The 22,801-nt window shown below is 34.6% G+C and carries 18 protein-coding genes and 1 riboswitch; of the genes, 4 read left to right on the forward strand and 14 right to left on the reverse strand.

Translation table 11 applies throughout. From position 1 onward, the window contains the following. Nucleotides 1-5 precede the first annotated feature (5 nt). The 10 genes from acnA to gdhA all read right to left on the reverse strand — a co-directional run bounded on the left by acnA (nucleotide 6) and on the right by gdhA (nucleotide 16,333). Nucleotides 6-2,717 carry an aconitate hydratase AcnA gene (gene acnA, locus BR77_RS04285; protein WP_015076140.1) on the reverse strand — a complete coding sequence of 904 codons (2,712 nt, stop codon included), beginning with the start codon at nucleotides 2,715-2,717 and terminating at the stop codon, nucleotides 6-8. A 581-nt stretch (nucleotides 2,718-3,298) separates the two neighbouring features. Beyond that, nucleotides 3,299-4,078 (reverse strand): inositol monophosphatase family protein, encoded by a 780-nt coding sequence (locus tag BR77_RS04290; RefSeq protein WP_035064050.1) that lies wholly within the window; start codon nucleotides 4,076-4,078, stop codon nucleotides 3,299-3,301. A gap of 136 nt (nucleotides 4,079-4,214) precedes the next feature. Beyond that, nucleotides 4,215-4,487 (reverse strand): UPF0223 family protein, encoded by a 273-nt coding sequence (locus BR77_RS04295; RefSeq protein ID WP_010054787.1) that lies wholly within the window; start codon nucleotides 4,485-4,487, stop codon nucleotides 4,215-4,217. A 21-nt stretch (nucleotides 4,488-4,508) separates the two neighbouring features. Continuing rightward, nucleotides 4,509-5,456 carry a lactate/malate family dehydrogenase gene (locus tag BR77_RS04300; protein ID WP_015076137.1) on the reverse strand — a complete coding sequence of 316 codons (948 nt, stop codon included), beginning with the start codon at nucleotides 5,454-5,456 and terminating at the stop codon, nucleotides 4,509-4,511. A 315-nt stretch (nucleotides 5,457-5,771) separates the two neighbouring features. Next, a complete protein-coding gene (gene lpdA / locus BR77_RS04305; RefSeq protein WP_010054783.1) occupies nucleotides 5,772-7,178 on the reverse strand; it encodes a dihydrolipoyl dehydrogenase in 1,407 nt (468 codons plus the stop codon). Nucleotides 7,179-7,185: 7 nt separating this feature from the next. Next, nucleotides 7,186-8,814 (reverse strand): dihydrolipoyllysine-residue acetyltransferase, encoded by a 1,629-nt coding sequence (locus tag BR77_RS04310; protein ID WP_010054782.1) that lies wholly within the window; start codon nucleotides 8,812-8,814, stop codon nucleotides 7,186-7,188. A 138-nt stretch (nucleotides 8,815-8,952) separates the two neighbouring features. Next, on the reverse strand, nucleotides 8,953-9,930 hold the full coding sequence (locus BR77_RS04315) for an alpha-ketoacid dehydrogenase subunit beta (RefSeq protein ID WP_010054781.1): 978 nt from the start codon (nucleotides 9,928-9,930) through the stop codon (nucleotides 8,953-8,955). A gap of 3 nt (nucleotides 9,931-9,933) precedes the next feature. Further along, nucleotides 9,934-11,046, reverse strand: coding sequence for a pyruvate dehydrogenase (acetyl-transferring) E1 component subunit alpha (pdhA, locus tag BR77_RS04320; RefSeq protein ID WP_010054780.1), 1,113 nt, complete (start codon nucleotides 11,044-11,046; stop codon nucleotides 9,934-9,936). A 616-nt stretch (nucleotides 11,047-11,662) separates the two neighbouring features. Continuing rightward, the gene (gene mgtA / locus BR77_RS04325) at nucleotides 11,663-14,281 is read right to left on the reverse strand and encodes a magnesium-translocating P-type ATPase (protein ID WP_257613191.1); all 2,619 of its coding nucleotides are present in this window, start codon (nucleotides 14,279-14,281) and stop codon (nucleotides 11,663-11,665) included. Nucleotides 14,282-14,645: 364 nt separating this feature from the next. Continuing rightward, a riboswitch (M-box (ykoK) riboswitch) is annotated at nucleotides 14,646-14,845 on the reverse strand. Nucleotides 14,846-14,986: 141 nt separating this feature from the next. Further along, nucleotides 14,987-16,333, reverse strand: coding sequence for an NADP-specific glutamate dehydrogenase (gene gdhA / locus BR77_RS04330; RefSeq protein WP_010054776.1), 1,347 nt, complete (start codon nucleotides 16,331-16,333; stop codon nucleotides 14,987-14,989). Between the two features lie 232 nt (nucleotides 16,334-16,565). On the opposite strand from gdhA, the gene def reads away from it, so the two are divergent. Together def and BR77_RS04340 are read left to right on the forward strand one after the other, a co-directional pair. Beyond that, a complete protein-coding gene (gene def, locus BR77_RS04335; RefSeq protein ID WP_015076133.1) occupies nucleotides 16,566-17,126 on the forward strand; it encodes a peptide deformylase in 561 nt (186 codons plus the stop codon). A 377-nt stretch (nucleotides 17,127-17,503) separates the two neighbouring features. Next, nucleotides 17,504-17,920: a VOC family protein gene (locus tag BR77_RS04340; protein ID WP_016356408.1), complete on the forward strand. Its 417-nt coding sequence runs from the start codon at nucleotides 17,504-17,506 to the stop codon at nucleotides 17,918-17,920. 51 nt (nucleotides 17,921-17,971) lie between these two features. Here BR77_RS04340 and BR77_RS04345 read toward each other — a convergent pair whose 3' ends face one another. The 3 genes from BR77_RS04345 to BR77_RS04355 all read right to left on the reverse strand — a co-directional run bounded on the left by BR77_RS04345 (nucleotide 17,972) and on the right by BR77_RS04355 (nucleotide 20,235). Beyond that, complete coding sequence (locus tag BR77_RS04345; protein ID WP_015076131.1) at nucleotides 17,972-18,967, reverse strand: GH25 family lysozyme; 996 nt, start codon at nucleotides 18,965-18,967, stop codon at nucleotides 17,972-17,974. After that, entirely contained in the window at nucleotides 18,964-19,365 is a 402-nt protein-coding gene (locus tag BR77_RS04350; protein WP_016356407.1) for a phage holin family protein, read from the reverse strand. The genes BR77_RS04345 and BR77_RS04350 overlap by 4 nt, the downstream gene beginning before the upstream one ends. A 465-nt stretch (nucleotides 19,366-19,830) precedes the next feature. After that, nucleotides 19,831-20,235 (reverse strand): ArpU family phage packaging/lysis transcriptional regulator, encoded by a 405-nt coding sequence (locus tag BR77_RS04355; protein ID WP_015076128.1) that lies wholly within the window; start codon nucleotides 20,233-20,235, stop codon nucleotides 19,831-19,833. Between the two features lie 215 nt (nucleotides 20,236-20,450). Between BR77_RS04355 and BR77_RS04360 the strand changes: the two genes are divergently transcribed. Further along, nucleotides 20,451-20,807, forward strand: a complete 357-nt coding sequence (locus BR77_RS04360) for a helix-turn-helix domain-containing protein (protein WP_010050615.1) — start codon at nucleotides 20,451-20,453, stop codon at nucleotides 20,805-20,807. Between the two features lie 12 nt (nucleotides 20,808-20,819). Then, nucleotides 20,820-21,305, forward strand: a complete 486-nt coding sequence (locus BR77_RS04365) for an ImmA/IrrE family metallo-endopeptidase (protein ID WP_010050614.1) — start codon at nucleotides 20,820-20,822, stop codon at nucleotides 21,303-21,305. A gap of 30 nt (nucleotides 21,306-21,335) precedes the next feature. On the opposite strand, the gene BR77_RS04370 is transcribed toward BR77_RS04365, so the two are convergent. Continuing rightward, the gene (locus BR77_RS04370) at nucleotides 21,336-21,926 is read right to left on the reverse strand and encodes a 50S ribosomal protein L25/general stress protein Ctc (RefSeq protein ID WP_015076127.1); all 591 of its coding nucleotides are present in this window, start codon (nucleotides 21,924-21,926) and stop codon (nucleotides 21,336-21,338) included. Nucleotides 21,927-22,801 lie beyond the last annotated feature (875 nt).

Below are 22,801 nucleotides of genomic sequence, written 5' to 3' on the forward strand. Positions count from 1 at the left end.
TATTTCTATAACTTATTTTTCAACTTTTTTCGAACGACCATTGGCAAAATCCCACCATGGCGATAATAAGTTAAATCAACTTCTGAATCAAATCGAACCGTAGTCATAAATTGAATCTTAGTCCCATTTTTACTTGTAGCACAAACAGGTACATCCCCTAGCAGCCCAATTGTGTCTTCTATTTCAATTGCAAATTCCTCTGTCCCATCAAGACCTAAAGTCTCTGCCCCTTCACCAGGTTTAAATTGTAAAGGTAGTACACCCATCATCACTAAATTAGAACGATGAATTCGTTCATAACTTTTGGCAATAACAGCCTCGACTCCAAGTAATTGAACTCCTTTAGCAGCCCAATCTCTGGAAGAACCCATTCCATAATCTTCCCCGGCCAAAATTACTAAGCCTTTACCCTCAGCTTGATACTTCATTGCTGCGTCATAAATGGACATGATTTCATTTGTCGGTTCAAATTTTGTGATTCCCCCCTCTGTATCAGGTAAAAGTTGATTGCGAATCCGAATGTTAGCTAATGTGCCGCGCATCATAACTTCATGATGACCGCGTCTTGACCCATAAGAATTAAAATTACGAATCGCAATGCCTTTTTCTAATAAATATTTACCAGCTGGACTACCTGGCCCTATACTTCCGGCAGGCGAAATATGATCTGTTGTAACAGAATCACCAAATTTCCCTAATACGGCTAAGTTTCTTAGTGGTTTAATTTCTTTAGGTTCCAAAGACATTCCATCAAAATAAGGTGGGTTTGCAATATAAGTTGATTCTGGATCCCAAGGATATAGAGCTTCATCGGTTGTTTCAATGGCATTCCATTCTGCATTATCACTAAAAACATGTTCATACTCTTTCTTAAATAATTCTGGCGTAACATAGGCTTCTATTAACGTTTCAATTTCAGCCCGTGTAGGCCAAATGTCTTTGAAATAAACAGCTTCCCCTTGATTAGAGACACCAATCGCATCATTTATAACATCAACATTGACATTACCCGCTAAAGCATACAAAACAACCAGTGGCGGTGAAGCCAAATAATTGGCTTTTACTAATGCATGAATGCGACCTTCAAAATTACGATTGCCGCTTAGTACAGCGGACACCAATAAATTTTCTTCTTTAATGACCTCTTCAACTTCGGGGCGTAACGGACCAGAATTCCCAATACAAGTTGTGCAGCCATATCCGACTAAATTAAAACCTAATTTTTCTAGATAGGGCAATAATCCGGCTTTCTCTAAATAAGCTGTAACAACTTTAGAACCAGGAGCTAAGGATGTTTTTACATATGTTGGAACTTCTAAGCCTAATTCTACAGCCTTTTTCGCAACTAACCCGGCACTGATCATCACAAAAGGATTGGATGTATTTGTACAAGACGTAATTGCTGCAATCGCTAGAGCACCTGTTTTCATTTGAACTTTTTTTTGATCCAGTTCTACTTCAACTGTTTTTTCAACTTCTTTAGCACTTAGACCGAAGCCTAGATTTCCTTCTGGCGCTGTTAATGCACGCTTAAAATCAGCTTGCATTTGAGATAATGGAACTAAATCTTGGGGACGTTTTGGTCCAGCCAAATTAGCTTCAATTTCACTTAAATCAATTTCAATAATTGTTGTATAATCAGGATCAGTTGTTTTTCCTGGCGTATAAAAGAGTTGGTTTTCTTCTAAATAACGTTTTACCAACGCAATTTGATTCGATTCACGACCCGTTAAACGCAAATAATTTAATGTCTCTTGATCAACTGGGAAAAAGCCGCAAGTTGCTCCATATTCAGGTGCCATATTGGCAACCGTCGCTCGATCCGCTAGTGTTAAATAGTTTAGCCCAGGTCCAAAAAATTCCACAAATTTCCCTACCACTTTGTATTCTCGCAAAACTTGAGTAACTTTCAATGCTAAATCTGTTGCAGTCGCTCCACTAGATAATTCATTAACAAAACGAACCCCAACAACATCCGGAATTGGAAAATAAGAAGGTTCTCCTAGCATACTTGCTTCCGCTTCAATTCCACCAACACCCCAGCCTAAAACACCTAAAGCATTTACCATCGTGGTATGTGAGTCTGTTCCAACCAAACTATCTGGATAAATTAAAAATTCTTTTTCATTTAGTTGCTTTGTTGTTACAACAGTCGCAAGATATTCAATATTGACTTGATGTACAATTCCTGTTGCTGGAGGTACAACACGATAATTATCAAAAGCTTTTTGTGCCCAACTTAAAAAACGGTAACGCTCCTCATTGCGTTGGAATTCCATTTTCATATTAACTTGCAAGGCGTTCATTGTTCCAGCGGCATCTACCTGTACAGAATGATCCACAACCAAATCAACTGGTACTTCTGGATTAATCGTTGTAGGATCACCACCTAAATCAGCGATAGTTTTACGCAAAGAAGCTAAATCTACAACTGCAGGTACACCTGTAAAATCTTGAAGAATCACACGAGAAGGTTTAAAAGGTACTTCTCCCTCATTCGAATTCTTCCCAGACCACTTAGCCAACTGTTTAATATGCTCTTCTGTAATGCCATTTTCACCTGCTTGTCTTAAAACAGATTCTAATAAAACTCTTATAGAAAAAGGCAGTTTTTTTATTTCAATAGTCTCTAATTTTTCTAACGTTTTTAATTGATAATAATGATACGTATTTTCTCCAATAGTTAGCACTGCTTCTGATTTTTTTTTAATCGTCACATCTATACCCCCTAATACTAAAAAGTTAACATCACTACTCTAGTCCCAAATAGATGTTATCTTTTTTGTTTGATAAAATTGCTGACAGTTCTCGTTTTAAGGCAGCTCATAGAATTTTATTGCCTTTTCTTTCTCTGATTCTCGTAATTATACATACAATATTATTATTTGTAAACTTAATATACGTATTGTAAACGGATTTAACGAGATATCAACTTACAATACGATGTAATGTTCATGTTAGGTTTAATTTAGATGTTTTCTTTAAAAAAAAATATCCTTTACTTGTCATTTTTATTCAGTATAAGTTAAAATTAGCGTTTTGTCATCAAATTCACATCACTATTTAATCTAATGCCTTTTTGCTCATTTTATAACAATCTGGCAAATTAGTTTTTCTGATTTTCATCAGTTTGTCGCTAAAACAACTTTATTTGATTTAAGACTCGTTCTCTATGTAATTTGTTACTAATTTTTGAATTTTATTTTTTCTAAGGTTTTTTCAATAAAAAAGTAAAAAAAGAGGAATTATTTCAAGCATAATCGCTCTAAAATACATCCTCTCTTCTCATTTATTTATGTTAAATATCTACTAAAAAATTAGTTAAAATTTCTTTATGAGCAGTAGGTGTCGCTATAATCGTCGCGTTTTGTTGCAATAAATCGACAGGCTCTCCATTAATTTGCGTATAGACCAATCCGAGTTCCTCTGCAATAACTTTACCAGCTGCCATATCCCACGGTTGAAGGCGATGCGTAATATAAGCAACTAAGCGTCCAGCCGCTACATGAACTGTTTCAATTCCAGCTGACCCAACCATTCTTAATCCCGAACTACCACGTACTATCTCTTTTGCCTTATATTTATCTGAACTAAAAACACCACTGCTGAGTGCAACTAATCCTTCTCGAAGCTCAATATCAGCAACTTTTGGAAGTGGATTACCATTTAAATAAGCTCCCTCTCCAGCTAATGCCCAATAAAATTCACCAGCCATGACATCATAAATATACCCCATTCGGCCTTCACCATCTTGATAAACACCAATCATAATCGCAAAATTTGCTTGCTGCTTAACAAAATTCAATGTGCCATCAATGGGATCAATAATCCAAACTCTACCAACCAAATCCTCAATTTTGTCCCCATAACCCTCTTCACCTAGAATTCGGTCATCTGGAAAATTACTTCGAATTTTTTCAATTAAAAACTGTTCAATTTTTTTATCCATATTTGTAACCAAGTCGTTTCGATCTGATTTAATCTCAATAGTTAAAGTTGTTTTGAAAGATTCTTTAATCATAGCTGCAGCTTCTTCCATCCAACTGCGAATGAGTTTATCCATCTGGTCTCGTGTCATACAAAAGCACCTCTATCTTCATTCTTTACTTTATTGTATCAAATTTAAGCGTGTAAAGCGAATTCAATAACTATTTTACTGGTAAAAAAAAATCAGAGCAAACCGCCTAAATTAGGACGAATTCCTCTGATTATTTTTATAATTTTATGCTTTTACGGTTACTTTCTTTGGCTTCCTTGACTACTTTGTACAAAGAATAACCTGAAATGTGTTCAAACTCCCTGCCCCACTTCTTTTCTTCGCCAATGGCTGGAACAACTTTCTTAAAAGCTTGATACTTTTTTAAGAAGTCCTCCCGACTAACTCCTTTTTCATAGGCTAGTTCAACCATTCGCCAGAGGTCAATGACTTGAATCATTTCATCTTGTGTCCAATCTAAATCAATCGGATAACTGTAACTTTTCTCCATTTTTACACCTTGCTCTTTCGCTTATTTCCCTTGCTCAATAAAGTCTAATTTTTCTCTGACTTCTTTAGCTACAGCTAAGATTTCTTGTTTTTCACTATCAGAAAACCCTAACTCATAGCTAGCACTTAATCCATTTTCACCTAGTAAAATTGGTAAGGACAAAGGAATTGCTTTGTATTCGTCAATATCAACTAAATGAACCAGTGGCACAATTGCTTCTTCATTATTTCCAATAAACTGAAGAATTTTAGATAAAATTGCTGCAATTGTGTACCCTGACTCTGTGATTTTTAACGCGTCACTTCGTTTTAAAATCTTTTCTTCCATCTCAAACATGAGATCTTGATTGAAATCATTATCAGGATTCACAGTTAATCCTAGCACCGGCGTACCACCAACATACGCTCGACTCCAGATCGCTACCTTTTGATTTCGATCACTTCCTCCAACAATATACCCTTTGACGTCTCGAACGGAAATTTTAAAGAATTTACTTAACATATTTTGAAAATAAATCGTGTCAAAATAGGTCCCAATTCCAAAAATACGTTCTTTTGGTAGTCCAGAAAACTTCCAGATTAAATACGTAAAAATATCACTTGGCTCACTAGCCACCAGCACCATTCCATCAAAACTATTTGCCATGGCTTGATTCACAATTTTGCGGATTAGTTTGATATTTCTTTTTAAGTAATCATGATCTGTCTCTCCCTCGATTCGTTCTTCAATGGCCGTAATCACCAATAAATCAGTATCGTGGAAGTCTTTTTCATTGCCAATCTTCAAAGCGCCATTAGGAAAAATGGATTCAGTGTAACTTAAATCCTCAATCACATCTTTCTCTAACCCTGGCAAGTTCAACACGACCAACTCTTTGATTTGCATCTTAATCATGCTTAAGAATATAAAATCATAGGCTGATTCATTGGAACCTGCAATCATCACTTTATTGAGATGACCTCTACCCATCTAACACCCTCCTGTATCTCATCCAAATCAAAAAAAGAAAAAATTCCTTTTAATTCCTCTTCTATTATATCTAAAAAAAACACATTATAGTAACTTTTGTAACAAAGTCATCAATTTGTCATTTTATCGTAAAGAAAACGGTTTTTTAGTCATAAAAAAAATGATTACTAGATTGGGCCATTAAAAGTTATTTATGGCTGAATCTCTCCAATTATAAATAAAAACTTCCGACTCATAAGGAATCGGAAGTTTATTTTATAAACAACTAAATATATTTAGCACTAGTCGTCTATGCGTCTAGATTTGAATTTAAACTTAAATGTGGATTGGTAATCCTAATGCTAATTCAGCAGCATCCATAACAGTTTCTGCTAATGATGGATGAGCATGGATAGTTAAAGCAATATCCTCAGCGTTCATGCCAGCTTCAAGAGCTAAACCTAACTCAGCAATAATATCACTAGCACCAACACCAGCAACTTGTGCTCCGACAAGAACATTATCTTCTTTAGTCGTTACTAAACGAACGAATCCTTCAGTAGCATTTAAAGAAAGTGCACGTCCATTACCTTGTAATGGGAATTTAGAAGCTTTTACATCTAAACCTTGTGCTTTAGCTTCTGCTTGAGTAAGTCCAACAGATGCTAATTCAGGATCTGTAAAACATACAGCAGGCATTGCTTTATAATCTACTGCAACTTTTTTACCAGAGATTGCTTCAGCAGCAATTTTAGCTTCGTAACTAGCTTTATGAGCTAAAGCTAAACCAGGAACAATATCTCCAATTGCATAGATATTTGATTTATTTGTGCGACCTTGTGCATCAACCGTAATTAAACCACGTTCTCCAACTTCAACACCAGCTTGTTCTAAGCCCAGTTCATCAGTATTAGGACGACGTCCAACCGTTACCATCACGTAGTCTGCATCAATTGATTTTTCAGCGCCATCTACTTCGTATTTAACTGTAACGCCATCTGCAGTTTCAATTGCTTCTTTAGCCATTGCACTAGTTTCAATTGTAACATTTTTCTTTTTAAAGTTATCTGTTACATATTTAACCATATCTTTTTCAAAGTTAGGCAAAATTGAAGGTGCTCCTTCTAAAATAACAACTTCAGCTCCTAAATTAGCATACGCTCCTGCTAATTCACTACCAATGTAACCTCCACCGATAACTACTAATTTTTTAGGAACTTCTTTAAGTGCTAATCCACCAGTTGAATCAATAATACGTTTGCCAAATTTGAAACCTTTGATTTCAATTGGACGGCTACCAGTAGCCACAATTGCATTATTAAAGCTATAGCTTTGTGCATTCGTTTCAGTCATAACACGTAAATCATGCTCATCAACGAAGAAAGCTTCACCTCTTAAAATTTCAACTTTGTGTTTTTTTAACAGCATTTCAACACCTGAAGTTAATGATTTAACTACTTTGTTATCTTTCCATTCTTGTGTTTTAGCAAAATCTAAAACCACATTTTCAGCAGTTACACCAAAAACCTCAGAATGCATTGCATCTTGATAATGATGTCCAGCACTAATTAGTGCTTTTGAAGGAATACATCCAACGTTTAAACATACACCACCGATGTGTTCTTTTTCAACAATGGCAACTTTTTGTCCCATTTGAGCGGCACGAATTGCAGCTACATAGCCTCCAGGGCCTGAACCAATTACAACTGTGTCTAATTCTATTGCGAAATCTCCTACTACCATTTTAAGATCATCCTTCCATTAATAATAATTCTGGATCAGCTAGCAATGTTTTCATGTCGTTCATTGCTTTTTGAGCTGTTGCGCCATCAATAATACGGTGGTCAAAGCTTAGAGACAATTGCATAACTGGAGCAACTACAATTTCGTCGTCCGCGTTAACAATAGCTTTCTTAGCAATTTTACCAACGCCTAGAATAGCAACTTCTGGGTAATTGATAACTGGAGTAAACCAACCGCCACCAATTGAACCGATATTACTAATTGTTGTTGATCCGCCACGCATATCTGCTGCTGCTAATTTACCAGCAGCTGCTGCTTGAGCATGAGTTGTGATTTCGCCAGCAATTGAGAAGATACTTTTCGCATCTGCATTTTTAATATTTGGAACAAACAAACCATGATCTGTATCTGTCGCAATTCCAATATTGAAATAGTGTTTATAAACGATTTCTTGAGTAGCGTCATCAATAGAAGCATTTAACGCTGGATATTTGCGTAAAACAGATACCAATGCTTTAACGACATATGGTAAGAATGTTAATTTAACGCCTTTATCAGCTGCAACATCTTTGAAACGTTTTCTATGAGCCATTAATTTAGTTGCATCTACTTCATCAAATAATGTCACGTGAGGAGCCGTTGCTTTGCTATTTACCATAGCTTTTGCAATTGCTTTACGTGTTGGTGACATTTTTTCTCTTGTTTCCATTTCGCCAAGATTTGAGCTAAATGGTTGTGCTGGTGCAGCAGCTTTTTCAGCAGGTGCATTATTTTGTGCTGCTGGTGTAGTACTTGCAGTTTCAACTTTTGCTGGTGCAGCAGAACCATTGAAGTTTAAGATATCTTCTTTAGTAATGCGACCATTTTTTCCAGTTGGTGCAACTGTACTAATGTCAATTCCTTTTTCACGCGCTAATTGGCGAACAGAAGGCATTGCTAAAATACGTTTTGATGGATCAGATACTGCTACAACACCAGAACCATTTCCTGTTGCTGGTTGTGTTGGAGCTTCAGAAGTAGGAACTGCAGCAGGTTGTGCTGGAGTTTGTTCAGAAGCAGGAGCACTGTGATCAACGTAATCAGGAGCATCAATTTCAACTAAAACGTCGCCAACATTAGCAACTGTTCCTTCAGAAACAAGAATATTTTTAACAATACCTGTTACTGGAGATGGAATTTCTTCAACTGATTTATCATTTTGTACTTCTAGTAAAGTATCATCTTCTTTGATTGTATCTCCTGGAGCTACAAACCATTTAACGATCTCGCCTTCAGCAATTCCTTCACCGATATCTGGTAATTTGAATTGGAATAAAGCTGCATTACCGCTTGTTGCTGCTGGTGCTGGAGCTTCAGTTTTTGCTGGAGCAGGAGCTGCAGCTTCTTCTTCTTCATAACCAGGAGCATCGATTTCAACTAAAACATCACCAACTACGGCAACTGTTCCTTCTTCAACTAAGATACTTTTAATTGTACCTGTCACTGGAGATGGAATTTCTTCAACTGATTTATCGTTTTGTACTTCTAATAAAGTATCGTCTTCTTTAATTGTATCGCCAACTTTAGCAAACCACTTAACGATTTCACCTTCATGAATTCCTTCACCAATATCTGGTAATTTAAATTTAAAAGCCATTTTTAATAACTTCCCTTCTTAATAACTACTTTTAATTGTGTGCTACTTTTTAATCTGAGCTTCAACTATAAAACAAATACAATCAATCAATATCTATTGAAAGGATCGATTGTATTCGCCTAAACTATTTAATTTTTATTAGAAGTTGTAGATTTCTTTGATTTTTTCTTCAATGTCATTTGCATTTGGTAACCAAGCATTTTCAGCTTGACCAAAAGGAAAGACTGTATCTGGTGCAGCTACGCGTCCAATTGGAGCTTCTAATGAAAGAATTGCACGTTCAGAAATTTCTGACATCACCATTGCACCAACACCTGCTTGACGTTGTGCTTCTTGAACAACAACAACACGGCCAGTTTTTTCAACTGAAGCAATAATTGTTTCAATATCCAATGGAGAAACAGTTCTAAGATCGACGATTTCAACTGAAATGCCTTCTTTTTCTAATTTTTCTGCTGCTTTAAGGGCTTCACGAACCATTGCGCCATAAGTGATAACTGAAATATCAGTACCTTCTTTAGCAATCGCTGCTTTACCTAGAGGAACAGTATACGCTTCTTCTGGAACTTCTTCACGGAAAGAACGGTATAATTTCATATGCTCTAAGAAAACAACTGGATCGTTGTCACGAATTGCTGAAATTAAAAGTCCTTTTGCATCATAAGGGTTACTTGGAATAACAATTTTAATCCCTGGTGATTGAGCAATTAATCCTTCTAAGTTATCTGAGTGTAATTCTGGAGTATGAACTCCTCCACCAAATGGTGCGCGAATTGTAATTGGTAAGTTACGAGTACCACTCATACGGTAACGTGTACGAGCTGCTTGTCCAACGATTGAATCCATTACTTCAAATACAAATCCGAAGAATTGAATTTCTGGAACTGGACGGAAGCCTTCTAATGCTAAACCAACTGCAAGACCACCAATACCAGACTCAGCAAGTGGTGTATCGAAAACACGGTCTTCGCCATATGTTGCTTGTAATCCTTCAGTGGCACGGAAAACTCCACCGTTATTCCCAACATCTTCACCAAAAATCAAGACGTTTTCATCTTTACCAAGTTCAAGTGCAAGCGCATCAGTAATCGCTTGGATCATTGTTTTTTGTGCCATGATTTATTTCGACTCCTTTGCTTCAAAAATTGCAATTTGTTCTTTAATTGTTTGGTTTGGTTCTTCAAACATATTTTTCAAGAAGTCAGAAACTTTTTGTTTCGGTTCTTGATCAGCAGCTTTAATTGCTTCTTTAATCTCTTCTTTAGTAGCTTCAATTACTTCATTTTCTTTTTCTTCAGACCAGATACCTTTTTCAGTTAAGAAATTACGCATACGAACTAAAGGATCACGTTTTTCCCAAATATCATCTGTTTCCTTAGTACGGTAACGAGTTGGATCATCACCTGAAAGTGTATGTGGACCATAACGATACGTTAATGTTTCAATTAAAGTTGGGCCATCTCCAGCAATTGCACGATCACGCGCTTCTTTTGTAACTGCATAAACTGCTAATGGATCCATTCCGTCTACTACAACTCCTGGAATTCCAGCAGCAACAGCTTTTTGAGCTAAAGTTTTCGCTTTAGTTTGAACTGAACGTGGTGTTGAAATTGCGTATCCATTATTTTGAATAATAAAGATTGCAGGTGCATCGTATGCTCCAGCAAAGTTCATTCCTTCATAGAAATCCCCTTGTGAAGAACCGCCATCACCAGTATAAGTTAACACAACATTTTTCTTGCCGCGTTTTTTCATTCCCAATGCAACTCCTGCTGCTTGAACGATTTGAGCGCCAATAATAATTTGTGGTGGCATAGCATGTAGGTTCACATCATATTTGTTCCCGCCAGCGTGACCACGAGACCATAAAAATGCTTCTTTTAAAGGTAAACCATGTTGAACCAATTGAGGAACATCACGATAACCAGGTAATAAGAAATCTTCTTTTTCCATTGCAAAGTGACTTGCTAATTGACTTGCTTCTTGTCCAGCTGTTGGAGCAAAGAAACCAAGACGTCCTTGACGATTAAGTGCTGTTGAACGTTGGTCTAACACACGTGACCAAACCATTTTAGACATTAAGTCTACTAACTCTTCATCAGATAAATCTGGCATTAAGTCAGGATTTACAACTTTACCATCCTCATCTAAAATTTGTATTGTTGGAAAATCAGCGTTTACGCTATCCATCAATGCATCGAAATCGATAGGTTTATTCTTTTTTGTCGCCATCTTTTACCCATTCCTCTCTCTTTACCATCTATTTGTTTTTGTTAAGATGCTGTTTTATACAGACCACTAAAACTGTATTAGTGTAATCTCTTTACCCTTTTAATTTAACACGCTTTCATATCTTATGCAAGTGTTATGCTACGATTTCCACACCATTAAAAGTTAAAAAACCTAGTACTAGCTTAAAAAAACAGGAACCACGACTGTTATAGTGAAATTCTTCACTTGACCCCTTTCTTATTTTATTATTGTTAAAATGAAGCATTGAAAATAAAACAATTTTGCTAAAAACCGTCGATTCAACATCCAACTGTTATACTCTTAATAAAAAACTGTATTAATATTTTGCGTTTCAACTGAGACACAGCTCACATTATATTTTTTTCACAATGCTTTTTTTTAAGATTAATTTTTTCTCATAATTCGAATTTTTGCCTTTTTCTAAAAAATAAATTCTGTTTCTTTTCCTTTAGGAACAACTTTGTATTTTTTTATTCTAATGCTTTCATAAAAAAAGATGACTACTACTAGTTTTTTTCTTCTATAATAATGCAAAAAAGAACCAGTGATAATCTATAGAAAATCACTGATTCTTTATTTATTCATTTTAACTAGCCTATAGCCATTCTTTGTTGACTTTGATATAAAGCATTTTAACTAATTGAACAGTCACAATGTAAGCAATGACAATACCAATCATCCAAGGCCAGTAGTTACTTGGTAAAGCAACTAAATCAAAAACTTTTCCAATTGGGCTACTTGGAATTAGCACAGCTGCAATAATAACTAAAATAGTGGATACTGTTACACCGAAACTTGCACGGCTTTGAATAAATGGAATTTTTTTCGTACGAATAACATGAACCACAACTGTTTGAGTAATTAAACCAATTACAAACCAACCTGAATGGAACAAAGCTGCCTCTTGAACTGTATTGGCTTGGAAGACAAACCACATCAATAAATAGGTTAAAATATCGAAAATAGAGCTGACTGGTCCGATACTTAGCGTAAATTTCATTAGGTTACTTGTATCCCATTTAGCAGGCAACATTAAATCTTCCTCATCCATACGATCCCAAGGGATGGTTAATTGAGCAACATCATAGATTAGATTTTGCACAAGTAGTTGAATTGAAAGCATTGGTAAAAATGGGAGAAAGGCACTGGCTACAAGAACACTAAAAACATTCCCAAAATTAGAGCTAATCGTCATTTTGACATACTTCATCATATTCCCAAAAACTGATCTACCCTCTAAGATACCATCTTCCAATACGTTTAAACTTTTTTCAAGTAAAATAATAGAACTAGCTTCTTTCGTTATATCAGCTGCAGTATCAACAGATATGCCTACATCTGCTTTTCTTAAAGCTGGAGCATCGTTAATTCCATCACCCATAAAACCAACAGTATGTCCTTTAGCTTGCAATAGCGCAATAATTCGTGCTTTTTGAGTTGGATTTAATTTAGCAAATAAATTGGTTGATTCCGTTGCTAAAGTTAATTCTTCGTCACTCATATTCTCAATTTGTGTCCCTAATAAAGCATTGCCCACTTCTATTCCAACATCACGACAAACTTTTTTAGATACAATTTCGTTGTCTCCAGTTAGAACTTTAACATTAACGCCGTGTTCATGAAGTGATTTAATCGCAGTAATAGAAGACTTTTTAGCTGGATCAAGAAACCCCATAAAGCCAGCTAAAATCATTTCATTTTCATCTTCAATTGAATAGATAGCTGTATCATGGACATCATTTTTGTATGCAACTCCTAAGACGCGCATACCACTTTCATTCATTTTTATACTAACATCCATCATGCGATCCATTAACTCTTTAGTCAATGGTACTATCTCATCATTTAATTCTACAAAAGAACAGATTTTCATCATTTCTTCAACCGCGCCTTTTGTAACCATCACTTGATGTCCTTGATTATTCACAGCAACTGTTAAACGTCTTCTAGAAAAATCGAATGGTATTTCATCAATTTTTTCGACTTCGCCAATAGCAAAATTTTCACGATTTTCAGAAAAATACTGAATAACAGCATGATCCATTAAATTTTTCCAACCCGTTTGATAATTAGAATTTAAATAAGCCAATTCAAGGACGCGCTCACAGTCATCTCCAACGGGATTTACATGGCGCACTAATACAACTTTATCTTCTGTAATTGTGCCGGTCTTATCCGTACACAAAATATCCATCGCACCTAAGTTTTGAATTGCATTTAACTCTTTAACAATAACTTTTTTCTTCGACATAGCTATTGCACCTTTTGCTAGATTACTAGTAATAATCATTGGCAACATTTCTGGGGTTAAACCTACTGCTATTGCAATTGAAAAGAAGAATGCTTCTCCCCAATCCCCTTTGGTTAAACCATTAATTAGAAAAACAATTGGCACCATAACTAACATAAAACGAATTAATAATTTACTTACGTTTGTCACACCGCGATCAAAGCCTGTTTCCCCTCTTTTTTCAGAAACATTAGAAGCGATATCGCCAAAGAAGGTTTCTCCTCCTGTTTTTAAAATAACTACTCGGCCTTGACCACTTAACACGTCTGTTCCCATAAAGGCTAAATTGTGTAAATCTAGCGCCGTTTCATCTTTATCAGCTACATGGTCATCTACACGTACAAATTTTTCAACAGGCATCGATTCACCTGTTAAGGAAGATTGATTCACAAATAAATCTTTTGTCCAAATCAAACGAGCATCTGCTGGAATCATATCGCCTGTGGAAAGAACGACAATATCTCCTGGAACAACTTCATCAATCGGCAGTTCCCTAGTCTCTCCATCTCGAGTAACCGCACAAGTTGTTTCAATTAATTCTTTTAATGCTAAACTAGCTTTTTGTGAGCGATATTCCTGAACAAAGCGAATTCCTGCACTAAATAAAATCATTAACCCCATCACAATACTAGCTTCAACATCATTAGTCAGAGCCGAAACGACTAATAAAAGCATTAACACGTATACAAAGGGATCTTTAAAAGCTTCAATTAATAATATAAACCAAGGAGTTGGTTTTTGTGATGCAACCTCATTGGGACCGTATTTTTCTAACCGGTTTTTAGCTTCATCTTCTGTTAATCCTGCTAGACTAGTGCCAAATTGGCTCAGTACTTCTTCTTCTTGTAAATAGCCTAATTTTTTCAATTCGTTGTCTTTAGATTTTTTTTCTGTCTTAATTTGAGTTTTTCTATTCATCATCATTTTGGTTTCCTCGCTTTCATAAGCAAGAAAAGCTGGCATCTTTGATACAAACGTATCTAAATAGACAAGTGAGTACAATGAAACTTAATTAACTTTTCTTGCAACCTCTGACTTCCTGGGTCTGAACTATCTTTTTGACTTGGTTTTTCCATCATACTCACCTCTCTTTTTTTATGTATTTTTTGAAAAGCTTGCTACTAATTATCATTCACACACTTTTCTTTTGCTGTAAGTCCTGATCCACTCGTTAGAAAATTAGACTATAGAAAAAGCATGCCCCTACAATCATAGAGGGCATGCTAAAAAGTTCATCAAAAATAAACAATTTTCATATAAATACTTGAAACTAGCGCAAAAAAACTAGTAGTATTCTCCATCATTGAGCTTTAGCACTATATGGCGTAGATTATTCATCAGCTACATTAAAAATGACCTTAATTCGACCATTTCTGTTGACCCATTCCATCTTATTATAAGATGTTAAACATTTTGCTACACATGTCTCTCGATATGTGCAGGGCAGCAGCATTTTCCATATAGGAGCCTCACCTAACAGAAGCGTGTATTCAATTCTTACTTCCCTTTCAATGTACATCAAATAAAAAATTAAGTCAAGCCGAAAAAATTTATTGGAGATACTCTTAACTAAAATAACAGACCACTCTCTGAAAATTTAAGAGAGTGGTCTGTTAGACTATTTTTTAATTAAACAACACCTTGAGACAACATTGCTTCAGCTACTTTAAGGAACCCAGCAATATTTGCACCGCTGACGAAGTCCCCTTCAACACCATATTCTTTCGCAACATCACGACATTGTTGATAAATCGTCGCCATAATATCTTTTAAGCGATCATCAACTTCTTCAAATGTCCAACTTAATCGAATACTATTTTGGCTCATCTCCAAAGCTGAAACAGCTACTCCACCAGCATTTGCTGCTTTTGCAGGGCCGTATAAGACACCATGTTCTTGATAAACCTTAATCGCTTCTAAATCACTTGGCATATTCGCACCTTCTGCAACTGCATAAACGCCTTGCGCAACTAATTTTTTAGCCGTAATTCCATTAATTTCATTTTGTGTAGCCGATGGTAATGCAATTTGGAACTCATTTTCTAATTCCCAAATGCTTCCTTCTATATATTCGGCACTAGTATGCTCGTTAACGTATTCTGAAATACGTTTCCGCTCTACTTCTTTCAAACGTTTCACTGTTTCAACATTGATACCTTCTAAATCAAGGATGTAACCATCAGAATCGGAACAAGCAATAACTGTCCCTCCTAATTGATGAACTTTTTCAATGGCATAAATAGCTACATTTCCACTACCAGAAACAACTACTTTTTGACCTTTAAATGTTCTACCTACATCTTTTAACATTTCATTTGTAAAGTAAACTAAACCATAACCTGTTGCTTCCGTTCTAGCTAAACTACCACCCATTGGAATTGGTTTACCCGTTAAAACACCTGCACCAAAACCATTTAATTTTTTATACTGACCAAATAAATAGCCGATTTCACGTCCACCAACACCGATATCTCCTGCTGGAACATCTGTATCTGGGCCAATATATTTTTGTAGCTCCGTCATAAAGCTTTGACAAAAACGCATGACTTCAAAATCAGATTTACCTTTTGGATTAAAATCACTTCCGCCTTTACCACCGCCAATTGGTAAACCAGTTAAGCTGTTTTTAAAGATTTGCTCAAATCCTAAAAATTTCACAATACTTTGGTTTACACTAGGGTGAAAACGAAGACCACCTTTGTATGGTCCAATAGCTGAACTAAATTGAGCACGAAATGCGCGATTTACTTGAACATTTCCTTCATCATCCGTCCATGGTACTCTAAATTGAATGAGTCTTTCAGGTTCCACAATTCGTTCTAAAATATTTTCTTCAATCATCTTGGGATGACGAACTAAAACAGGTTCAATCGTGTCAAAAAATTCTTTCACTGCTTGTAAAAACTCTACCTGATGCGGATCTCTTTCTTCAACTTTCTTGTACACTGCTGCAATATATTCTTTTGCTTTTTCCATTGTGTCACCCCTAAAAATTATTTGTATAGCTATGATATCATTTAAGACATTCTTCTATGTGCTTTTCAACTTCTCATCATTATCTCATAATTTTTTAATAATGGAAAGAAAAATATAACTAAACTATAGCATATTTTTGAAAATCGTGCATTTTCCCGTGAATACTGTTAAAATAATTAAGATGTACAAATTACACAACACTGAAAATTAAACTACAGGAGTGAAGACTACTATGATAACAATGGATGATATTATTCGGGAAGGCCATCCCACTTTACGTGAGTCAGCTGCTCATGTTGACTTTCCATTAACAGATCAAGAATTAAAATTAACAGCAGAAATGATGGAGTTTTTGGTTAACAGCCAAGATCCTGAGCTTAGCGAAAAATACAATTTACGAGGGGGAGTTGGATTAGCCGCACCTCAACTAGATATAAAAAAACGCATCATTGCCGTACACATTCCAGGAACTGAAGAAAATCCAGAGCCTCAATTGAGTACCGTGATGATTAATCCAAAAATTATTAGCCATTCTGTTCAAAACTCTTGCCTTTCTGAAGGAGAAGGTTGCCTTTCTGTTGATCGTGAAGTTCCAGGATACGTTGTACGCCACACAAGAATCACCCTACAATACTTTGATACAGAAGGTAACGAACACAAATTACGTTTGAAAAATTATGCCGCAATTGTTGTTCAACACGAAATTGATCATATTAACGGCATCATGTTTTATGACCATATTAACCCTGATGATCCCTATAAAGTCGAAAATGATGTGACTTTGATTTCTTAAATAAAAAGCTCGTTGAGCCGGTTAGCTCCGATAAGAGAATAGGAAAAATTGAGAGGACGCTTTTTGTCCTCTCGAATTTTTATCTTTTTCTCGAGGAGCTGGCTCATAAGAGCTAGCCTTAATAAAAAGCTCGTTGAGCCGGTTAGCTCCGGTAAGAAAATAGGAAAAATTGATAGGACGCTTTTTGTCCTCTCGAATTTTTATCTTTTTCTCGAGGAGTTGGCTCATAAGAGCTAGCCTTAATAAAAAAAGTTTGGTTTCTAAACAGAAATCAAACTTTTTTTATTTACAAGTGTAATGCGAATCCTTTGACAACAATTGAATGAATATGTTATTTTATCAGTGTAATACACTAATAAAAAAGAAGAGGTGCCTCTATGTCTAGTAAAACAAATAAAATTTTTGTTAATTTACCTGTTGAAAATTTAGACCGTTCAGTTGAATTTTTCACACAATTAGGATATACGTTTAACCCACAATTTACTGATGAAAATGCAACATGTATGATTATTAGTGAGTCAATTTTTGCAATGCTCTTGGTAAAACCATATTTTAAAGGGTTTACAAAAAAAGAAATTCCTAACACCACTACAGATTCAGAGGTAATCGTTGCACTTTCTGCAGATACACGAGCTACAGTTGATGAGCTAGTTGACAATGCCATAAAAGCTGGTGCTAAAATTACAAATGAACCTTCTGATTTAGGTTTTATGTACTCAAGAAGTTTTCAAGATTTAGATGGACATTTATGGGAAATTGTCTATATGGATGAAAGTACTGTTGACGAAGGCTAATATCTCAATAAAAAACATGAAAGAACCGGATAGCGGCTCTTTCATGTTTTTTTAGTAATTAATATGTTGGTTTGGTTGAATGATATCTGAAGTTAATCCATTTTTAGCTTTTAGTTTTGGATAATCAGCACCTACACCATAGACCTTCTCCGCAATAGACCACAAGTTATCTCCGTTTTGAACAACGTATACATTACCTTTTTGGGAGGTCCCCTCCACTTTAATATCTTGCTCCAATACCCAAGAGTTAATAGAACTCATTAAATACTGATAATCTGAATTTGATTGTTTTTTTTGACGTATTTCAATTACCTTATACGAAGAATTTTTAACCCAATCCGGAATAGATTCTCCTGTTGCATAATACGTAGCAAATGATTGAACACTAACTTGGTCTCCAACTGAAATTTTTGAAGCAGCCTCCTGATTTGGCAAACTATTGTTACCCTTTGCTGTATTTGTAAACCATTCTATATTTCTCGACCCTAACAGTCGATTTAAATCAAGATGTCCACTATAGCCTGATAGTTTACCAACGGATGTATATTGATGCAAATCACAAGAAAATTCAGGCTGACTATTAGGTGTACCATCATTCATTCCATAGTGAGGAATCCAAATCCCATCAGCCTCAGCTACATTTAAATTGAATTTTTTATATAGATGATGAGCAATATAAATGCCCACACGTTTTGCTCCCAAAGCTTTTAATTTCTGCAGATATGCACTACAACCTTCTCGCATATCTGTCATTGATTGTTCTTCTACATCCAACCACCAAAAACAGGGAGCAAACTCTTTGGCTCGTTGATAAAAATCATTTGCCTCTTGCTCCATATCGATACGATTTACACCTCGTACCCAAGCATAAACAGCAACTGGAATCCCATATTTCTTAAATTCACGGATATGAGTTTGGTAATATTTATCTATATAATTACTTCCGTATTGAACTCGCACAATAACTAAATCGAGCCCTTGCGCTACCTTTTGATAGTCAATAGTAGTAGGCACTTGCCACTCAGAAATATCTAATATTCGACTCACTTATCCTCATCCTTTCCATTCATTTGATCTGTAAAAATACCTAAATATTTTTTGATAAAACCTAATTTAATCCCCATTTCTCCAAAATTTTCTAAAATGCTACCAATTTCATACAAAATTAAAAATCCGGTTGCCCAAAGAGCAATATTAATTGGGATTTGGATCCCAAAAAATGGACCAATTGCATCTAATATCGCGGCTGAAATAATGGCAAATATAGTCGTTAATTTAGTCAAAATACCCCAGCAATTAATAGCAGATCGCCAGTTATGATTTTTTAGCGCCTTAATGTAACCTGTTACTAGATCAATAAACACTGCCAATAAATAAACACGCAGAATTGGCATGCTTCCGCCGAATAAGAACGCACCTATTTCTTGTAAAATATTTGTGAACATCTAACTCCTCCTTTCTTAAAAAAATTGTTGCTACCAAAAGCTTGTTGAGTTCGTCCAGTTTCGAATGAAGAATAGAACATCCCAAGAAAAGATTTTTACTTTTACTGGAATTTATCTTTTTCCCCGAAGGGCTGTCTCATAAGAATTAGCCTTGTTAAAATATCAATAAACAATGAAAGTAACTTTCTAGATTAAATTCATTTATCAAAGAGGTAATGAATTCTTTTGCAACATCTCTACTCTGATTTAGTTCTGACTCTATTTGCTTATTTCTTTAACTCTTTGATACTACTATCCTATCAATTTTCTTAGATAAATTGCTTACTAATTCTTTACAACTTTCTTCCAAATTTTTTCAAAATTATATTTATTTAAATCGTTTTAAAAATAAAAAAAGCATTAGATATGTTTCAACAAATCTAATGCTTTTTATAAACTATATTCTATTATAACTCTACTTGTATTTCAGTATTCTTCACACCCAAGTGCCCAAGCAACAGCAATTAAACCAGCAGCTTTATAATTTGAATAGGAGCTAGTAGGCATATCCAAATTAAAGCTACATTCTGAATCATATTTTTCAAAACCTTTTAAATAACGTTCTTCAATTACCATTCTTTGCTTTTCATTTGGAATAGACTCTACTGCACGTTCAATACGTTCTGTTTCTTCTTCCGCGTATATTTTCGCGCTTACTTTACGTTTAGTTATATCCGATTCTTCATCAGAGGATGAACGGTTGTAGGTATTAATCATCCTTTTTTGAATTTCTCGTTTTGAAATCATTTTTAATTTTCGATACTGCATCAAAACTTCCTCAGCTGCTATTTTTGTTTTTTCTTTATTTATTTCATCAAATAAAGTTACCATTAATACCACTCCTATTCTTATGATTTAAAATCAAGTCTTTTTCTTAATCAACCTTATAAATATGCCTTATAAATTTATTTACACTCTCAATATACTTGATTTAAAATCCGATGTCAATGAAAAAGAGATTTATAATCAATATATAGATAATAAAATTGATTTATAATCAAGTTTAAGTTATACTTAACCTATCATAATAGAAAGAGGATACTTCTATGAAAAAACAGTTAATTGTGGGAGAAATGATTGATTATTTTTTACAGCAACAGAAAATGACCAGAAAACATTTAGGGGAATTACTAGGGAAAAGTGAAAGTGCTGTTTCTAAGTGGATTAGCGGAGCAAATACTCCTCTAGCTAAAGATTTAGCTATCATGAGTGAGATTTTTAATGTTGATATCGAAACTTTAATGTATGGATTTCCATCTGAAGAAAACAAACTAAATTTTGATCAAATTAATACAGTTGCAGCTCATATGGCAAATACAAACAAAAAGCTATCTAAGGAAGATATAGAAAATATCAACCACTACATCGATTTTATTATTAGTCAAAAAGAACAAAAGGATTGAAGGTGATTCATTTTGAATTATGAGCAACTCTTAAATTATGTTTCCGAAGAATTTTCAGTTTATGAAGTTCCTTTGATTGAGCAAACTGGTAGCTATGGATTTTTTAGTAATGGAACTATTCTAATTGAAGAAACTCAAAGTGAAATCGAAAAAAAATGTATTCTTGCTGAAGAATATGGACATGGCATTAAAAATGTTGGGAATATTCTTGACCAACAGGTTACCGAAAATAGAAAGCAAGAACTTGTGGCTCGACGTTATGCTCATGAACTTTTAGTACCATTAATAGAACTAGTTCGAGCTAAAAAATTTGGTTGCAACAGCTTATTTGAAACAGCTGAATATTTAGAAGTTACTGAAGATTTTTTAATTGAAGCTTTGGAACAGTATAAAGTTCAATATGCTGATGGAATTATTGTGTCCAATCATCAAATCTATTTTGAACCTTTTTTAGAAATCACCTCATTAAAAGACCAAAGCAATCAAAAAAAGCCGTAAAACCAATGTACTGGTCTTACGGCTTTCTTTTTATTCTGCAGTAGTTGTTTCTTCAGCTTCTGGTTCAGGCGCTATTACACGTTCTTCAACAGCAGCAATCTGTTCTTCTTTATCAGCTAATATTGTATAATCTTTATTTTCTTTTAGGTCTCCAATTGTAATTGACTGTCCAATTTCTAACTTAGAAACATCAACTTCAATTGTTTCAGGTAATTTATCTGGTGTTGCAGATACTAACGTAGAATATAAAGTTTGATTTAACATTCCACCTTGTTTTACTCCTACAGCATCGTTAATCAACACGATTTGGGCCTCAACTTCTGTAAGCTCTTTCATATCTACGGACACAAAATCTACGTAAATCCATTTTCCGCTTAAAGCATCAGTCTGTTCTTCCATTAATAGAACATTCATTTTTTTTCCGTCAATATCAATTGTGTAAACTGCATTTTGACCATTTTTTCTCAACGCTTTTTGTAAAATTTTCTCATCAATTGAGATTGCGATATTTTCTGTTTTATAACCATAAACATCTGCAGGTATTCGTCCTTCTTGTCGTAACCTCTTCTTAATAGAGCGAGGTCTTACTTCTCTTTTTTCAACTTCTAGTAAAATTGTCATAAATAAAACTCTCCCATCAATAATATTTGGTACCTCTTTATTGTAACGATAATAAATGATAATGTCAAAGTTAGACTTTTATCAAATTTTAAACCAAGTAACTTTTAGGTTACTAGAATTTACATTAATTTTTTTAAAATTAATTGTCTAATTAAATGACTTGACAAAAGGAACGTATGTTCGTATCATGTATTAATAAAGGTATAAATAAGAAGGGAGCATTTTATAATTAATGAGACTAATTAAATTATTTGAAGATCATAAACTTAGTTTAACCGAGCTTCAGCATTACTTATGGAATTTAAGTGCCTCCGAAATTCATGATGAGCTCGGATTTGAAATTTGGGAATACTATGTTAGCCTCAAAAATCATGCCGAATAAGTTGGATATTTTTAAGCATATAAAAATAGAAGATTTATTTTAAGTAAACCACTGTTGAGTTTTATAGTCTGTACCCTATTTTATAAGAAAATAAAAAAGACATAGACAACAATCTTTACAGATTGATTCCAAGTCTCTTTATAAAATATAATCTATTTTAAAAAGTAACAGCACTTATAATTTTATTTTTTTAACTTTTTAAAAATGATTACTCCCACAATAATCGTTATTATAATTGTGCTAACTAACCAAATAATAAAATTAGTTGACATGCTATGGACCTCCCTCAAGTAAAATTTGGTTGCCTTTATAAAGCTTTGGTATCCGTTCTTATATAGGATAGCTAATTTATTGTCTATAGTCATTATACCTAACAATTACTCGACAAACAAAATTAAAGAGAGTTAAGTGGGTGAGTTTCTATGCAATTCAATCATTTACTAACTAGTCAAAAACCCAACAAAATAAACAACCTGTTAAAAAAGAGTTAGAA

The sequence above is a fragment of the Carnobacterium maltaromaticum DSM 20342 genome (assembly GCF_000744945.1).
Lineage (GTDB): Bacteria > Bacillota > Bacilli > Lactobacillales > Carnobacteriaceae > Carnobacterium > Carnobacterium maltaromaticum.